This window comes from uncultured Paraglaciecola sp. (genome assembly GCF_913058035.1).
Taxonomy (GTDB): domain Bacteria; phylum Pseudomonadota; class Gammaproteobacteria; order Enterobacterales; family Alteromonadaceae; genus Paraglaciecola.
The window spans coordinates 1-5,289 of record NZ_CAJXPA010000239.1 but is presented as its reverse complement, the minus strand read 5'-3'; the positions used below and the strand labels follow the sequence as shown (position 1 = coordinate 5,289).

Here is a 5,289-nt window from a genome sequence, read left to right as displayed (position 1 = left end):
GCCATGTATTTATCCAGGCTATTAGGTCTGGATAATACATGGCTTCGTTTGATCACAAATTATCAAATATAAATTTACCTTCTCAAATGGTTAACTTTATGAAATGCTGTAAAAAACTTACCGGAATGTCGAGTTGATTTTGTCAATATCAAATGTATCTAACCCGACTTCTGGCTAATATACTGTTATGTGCTTCAAGGTATCGGAGAATGATAAGAAAACTAGGAGTTGATTGTTCTGAAAGCGATAGAATCCAATTCGTACACGATTGGGTTAAATTGTGTGCTTCAGGAAAAACTGTTGAGGCTTTCGATCTGCTGGATTCTCCATTAGATACCACTCGTCACACTTGGACACCGGAGGACTTTCGAGAAGTAACTTTTGATCATTTCGATGACGAGAAATTTCCCACTGTTACTGATCCGGAAACAGTCGAAGGTACAATACGAAAAGATACTTTCGAGTACAATGATGGCTCTGGATGGGGTTTAGAGTTCGACTTACCATTAAACGGGATAGTGAGCGATTTCACTCTAATGTTTGACTTTATTAAGGTCGGTGGTGAGCTTAAGGTTATCATGGATGATTGTCATGTCATGTAGTCCTGCACATAACAAACGGCTGCACCGGACAAATTTCCGCTGTCACCTTTTGTGCAAAAACACGCACAAAAGCCGCCATCAAAAATTTGCTCGGTGAGCCGGGCGTTAGGTTTTCAAGGAAGTATAGTGATTCGATTAAAATATTTATCAGGTATTGTTTTTCTTTTTATTGTCATGATTTCCACCTCAGTGTCATCTCAACCCAATGAGGAGTCGGTGTTGAATGAAATGAGGTTATTAAAACAACAATATAAACTCCCCTCTTTATCCCTCGCGATTAATATAGATAATAAATCAGTTTTTGCTGGTGCAATAGGATACGCAGATTTAGACGAAAGAAAAAAAGCTACTGTAGACACTCAATACTCTGTAGGTAGTTTGGCAAAACCGATGACAGGTATTGCATTAGCTAAATTGGTTGATTTAAAAAAGATTAGTTTAGACTCATTAGTCAGCCAGTATATTAAACTGCCTGACTACACAGATTCTTTCACGGTAAGAGAATTAGCGTCTCATATAGCAGGTATCCCACACGATACCCCAGAGCGTGACGAAGCCGAGTTTGTAAATACAAAAGATCATAAAAGCCCGTTAGATGCATTCTATGTATTTTCTTCCCATCCACTTTTATTCAACCCCGGCACTGAATATAAATACTCCTCCAATGGATATATATTGTTGTCAGGGATTATTGAGCAAGCAGCCGCAATGAATTACGTCGATTTCCTTCAATCTTCATTGTGGTCAAAGTTTGGAATGGAAAGCACCGAACTTGATACATCATTTGCAGGAGTAAAGCATGAAGCGACTTATTACTCTGATTACAATACGGATGGTAAATATGTTCTATCAACCAAAACCCGAGACAGAAGCTTTCTTTTTGGTGGTGGAGGATTCATATCTACACCCACGGACTTAACCAATATGGCTCAAGCCACATATAGTGATAATTACTTGTCCAGAGAGGCGAAACAGGAAATTTATACTCCGACAAAATTAAGAAATGGTGAAGTTAACTCTGACAAATATTCACTTGGATGGCGTGTGGGAACCATAAAATTTAGCGATGATGATAAACAAACATGGACGGTTTTACATCATGGTGGCGTAACCGACAAGGCTTCCACTGCATATTTATTTGTTATCCCCGAATGCAAGGCCTCTATTGCATTTGCAACAAACTATATACCAAATAAATTTTGGCGCATGCGCCCCAAAATGGCTGAAATCTTAAAGTCATACATTAATGTTACGGAGTGTAAGAAAAGCTAACAACACGCCCTGAGGTGGACAACTAGTAAAATTTAGCTATTTATTGCATATTTCAATAGCGGCGAACCTCTTCTTTTTAATGCCTCTAAGTATTTTGATTCGTCGTAGGGCTTTTTCGTCTTCCAGCATATAAAGACTATTCTAATCCACTTGAAAGCTAGCGCTCTGATGATGCTGTTATGTGGTTTTCCTTTGCTTTTTTGTTGATCGTAATAAGCTTTTGCCCAAAACGAATACCGTACAGAAAACCCAGCCCATTCGACAAATGTTTGCCTTAAAAAGGTAGGACAGCTATAACGCCAGTGCGTCCACATTTTCTTACCACTTCGCTCAATAACAGGTGCAATCCCTGCGTATTTTTGCAGTTCAGACGCATCATGATAACGGTCTCTATTACAGCCAAAAGCTACCAATAAACGTGGGGCAAGTTGTGGCCCTGCGCCAGGAAGGCTATCAAAAATAATATTGTCCTGTTGTGCTTTGTAAGCTAGTTTTATGGCCTTATCCAGCGTTTCAATCCCTTTTAAGAGCACTTTAAACTGTGTAATGATAACTTCTACCAACATTTGATTGGGCACTATGACGCCGGTATCATCAGTTAATGGCATCGCATTTTTGATACTTAGGATCCTAGCTTCATTCACGTCGGGATAATGTGAGTTATGGGTATTTAGGAAGCTTAATAATGTCTGTTTTTTTGCTTTTTTAGCGTGAACAAGTGATGGCCATTTGCTGACAAAGTCGCAAAAGATGAATGTGTCTTTTTCTTTAAACCATTCAAGTGCTTGCGGGTAATAATTTTTTAATGCTGCAGTTATTTTATTCGATAAATCCACACTATCTTGCACTAAGCTTCGTCGGTATTCAACGAGCTGTGCTAACGAACGTATAGCGGCTGATTCAGGCTCAATGACGCACAGTTTATCCATGTGCAGAGTCAGTATTTCTACTTGTATAAAGGCATCAGTGGGATCATCTTTTGCTCCACTTGGAGTAAAAGCTTTACGATATTTGGCCACTGTTGAAGGATTAATCGTAAAAAGTGTCAGATGGTTATATTTAGCCAGCGCATAAATCAGAGGGCCTTTTTTAAGTTCACAAGCCACCGCAATTTGTTGGTTTGGATAGCGCTGTTTAAGACTCATTGCCCATTCGTGAAGCGCTTCTGGCTTACTTTTTATAATCGTGTATTGATATTTTTTTGTGAGGTTAGGATGTTCACAGATATCATGTTTTGTATCGGCCCAATCAATGCCAATTAAGGCAGCGAAATCATTAACGTTATAAACTTTCATTTTGAAGCTCCCGCGCGTAAAGTTAAAGGTGGAATGTGCTTAAAGCTCGTTTCTCGCAGGTCTTATAGATAGTCGTGGTAGGCGATCCCTGAGTATGCGTTTCGAAGCGAGTTGCTCTGTTGGTTCGAACGTCTTGTTAGAAACATTGAATGTTTGCCGTTCAATATTCGTAACCAACAGGAGCATGTTCCACCTAATCTAATAGTAAGTTACTTTATGAGATTAAGTGGCTTGGTCGAACTATAAGCCATTCAAGCAGGACTTTTAACAGTTGGTTAGGTTCCGCTTCGCTTCACATTTTAACCAACAATTAAAAGCCTCTTAACGGGGCGCAAGGCTTATTACGAAAAATTCGGACATTAAATTCTATGAATGATTCAAAATATTTTGTTAAAGGCAGATGCACATGCGGCGAGATACACTTCACGGTAAACTGTAAACCAATGTTTGTGCATTGTTGCCATTGCTTATGGTGTCAACGAGAAACTGGATCGGCTTTTGCGTTAAATGCTTTGATTGAAAGTGAACATTTAAGCATCACAAAGGGTGTTGTCGAAAAGATTCGAACCCCGTCAAATAGTGGCGTTGGTCAAGTAATTGTGCGTTGCCCTGAGTGCCAAGTTGCACTATGGAGTCACTATGGTGCGGCAAAAGAAAAAGTGGCATTCGTAAGAGTGGGCACATTAGATAATCCGAATGTATGCCCACCCGATATTCATATATATACTTCAAGCAAACAATCTTGGGTCGAGCTGAGCGATACTGCTGCAAAATCTGAAGATTTCTATCGCAGAAGTGAGGTTTGGTCAGAGGAGTCTGTAAGAAGATATAAAAGTGCAATTGAGGCCTAACAAACGCATGCAACAGACAAATTTTAGCTGTTACCTTTTTCGCGCTGCACTGAAAAAAAGTCGCCGGCCAAAATTTGCTCGTTGATGCGGGCGTTAGGCGCTATCAAGTCCTATCCACGTATTAAACTAAGGAAATTTATGAGACTACTAAATAATAAAGTTGCTATCGTTACAGGATCGTCGCGAGGAATAGGCGCTCAGATAGCAATAACACTAGCGGAGGCTGGAGCAAGCGTAGTTATTAATTACTCTAGCAACCAAAGACCAGCTGATAAAGTTGTCTCTGATATTAAAGCTAATGGTGGAAATGCCATTGCTATAAAGGCAGACATCAGTAATCCAGACGAAGTTAAGTTGATGTTTGATTCGGCGATTAACCAGTTCGGGAAAATAGACATTCTTATTAATAATGCTGGCTCTATTTTGTATAAAACAATTCAAGATACAACGGATGATGATTTTGATCAGATATTTTCTGTTAATGTGAAAGGTACTTTTAATACACTTCGTGAGGCAGCTTCACGCCTTGAGAATGACGGACGTATTGTTAATTTTTCCAGCTCTACGACCCGCCTAATGCTACCAACGTATGGAGCATATTGTGCAACAAAGGGGGCTGTAGAACAGCTCACAAGAGTTTTTTCAAAAGAGGTTGGTACGCGAAATATTACGGTCAACTCTATTTCACCAGGCCCAACCAATACTGAACTTTTTACTAAGGGTAAAAGTCAAGAGGTTATAAATCGACTTGCGGGAATGGCTGCACTTGGTCGTATTGGCGAACCAATAGATATTGCCCGTATAGTGTTATTCCTTGTTGGTGAGGAAGCATCATGGGTAACAGGCCAAAATATTGGTGCAAACGGAGGGTTCGCCTAACAAGCAAATTAATCAGGACAAATAACTGTTGGGTTTTGCACCTGCGTCGCTTATTTTAACCAACAATTTTTTGCCTGTTATCACGGAGTTAGCTTAAGGGGAATGTAAGGGTATATTGCTTAGGTATATTAAATTGATGGGTATGCAACGACCCTAACAGCACGTAAATTTAAATTTTTAAATTATTTTCGTATCCAGATAAGCGCACAATAAAAATGTAAATGCTAATTAGGATTTAGTAACACTTAAAGTAACACTGTGTGATTTATTAAATTTAATAATTATTAATAACAATGGTTTAACAGTTAAATATTGATCTGGCTCCGGCACCATTTTAAGTAATTGATTATATTAATTATTCTTGTTAATTTAGTTATTACAAGTCCCTTC

5 protein-coding genes are annotated in these 5,289 nt (G+C 39.1%); 4 read left to right on the top strand and 1 reads right to left on the bottom strand.

The window, feature by feature from the left end; all coding sequences use genetic code 11:
• Window positions 1-209: 209 nt before the first annotated feature.
• Window positions 210-602 (top strand): hypothetical protein, encoded by a 393-nt coding sequence (locus tag QZ562_RS19330; protein WP_293763918.1) that lies wholly within the window; start codon window positions 210-212, stop codon window positions 600-602.
• 51 nt (window positions 603-653) lie between these two features.
• Entirely contained in the window at window positions 654-1,874 is a 1,221-nt protein-coding gene (locus QZ562_RS19325; protein ID WP_293763916.1) for a serine hydrolase domain-containing protein, read from the top strand.
• A gap of 32 nt (window positions 1,875-1,906) precedes the next feature.
• Here QZ562_RS19325 and QZ562_RS19320 read toward each other — a convergent pair whose 3' ends face one another.
• On the bottom strand, window positions 1,907-3,169 hold the full coding sequence (locus QZ562_RS19320; protein ID WP_293763913.1) for an IS110 family transposase: 1,263 nt from the start codon (window positions 3,167-3,169) through the stop codon (window positions 1,907-1,909).
• Between the two features lie 368 nt (window positions 3,170-3,537).
• Between QZ562_RS19320 and QZ562_RS19315 the strand changes: the two genes are divergently transcribed.
• Window positions 3,538-4,020, top strand: coding sequence for a GFA family protein (locus tag QZ562_RS19315; protein ID WP_293763910.1), 483 nt, complete (start codon window positions 3,538-3,540; stop codon window positions 4,018-4,020).
• Window positions 4,021-4,158: 138 nt separating this feature from the next.
• Window positions 4,159-4,899, top strand: coding sequence for a glucose 1-dehydrogenase (locus QZ562_RS19310; RefSeq protein WP_293763908.1), 741 nt, complete (start codon window positions 4,159-4,161; stop codon window positions 4,897-4,899).
• Window positions 4,900-5,289: the final 390 nt, after the last annotated feature.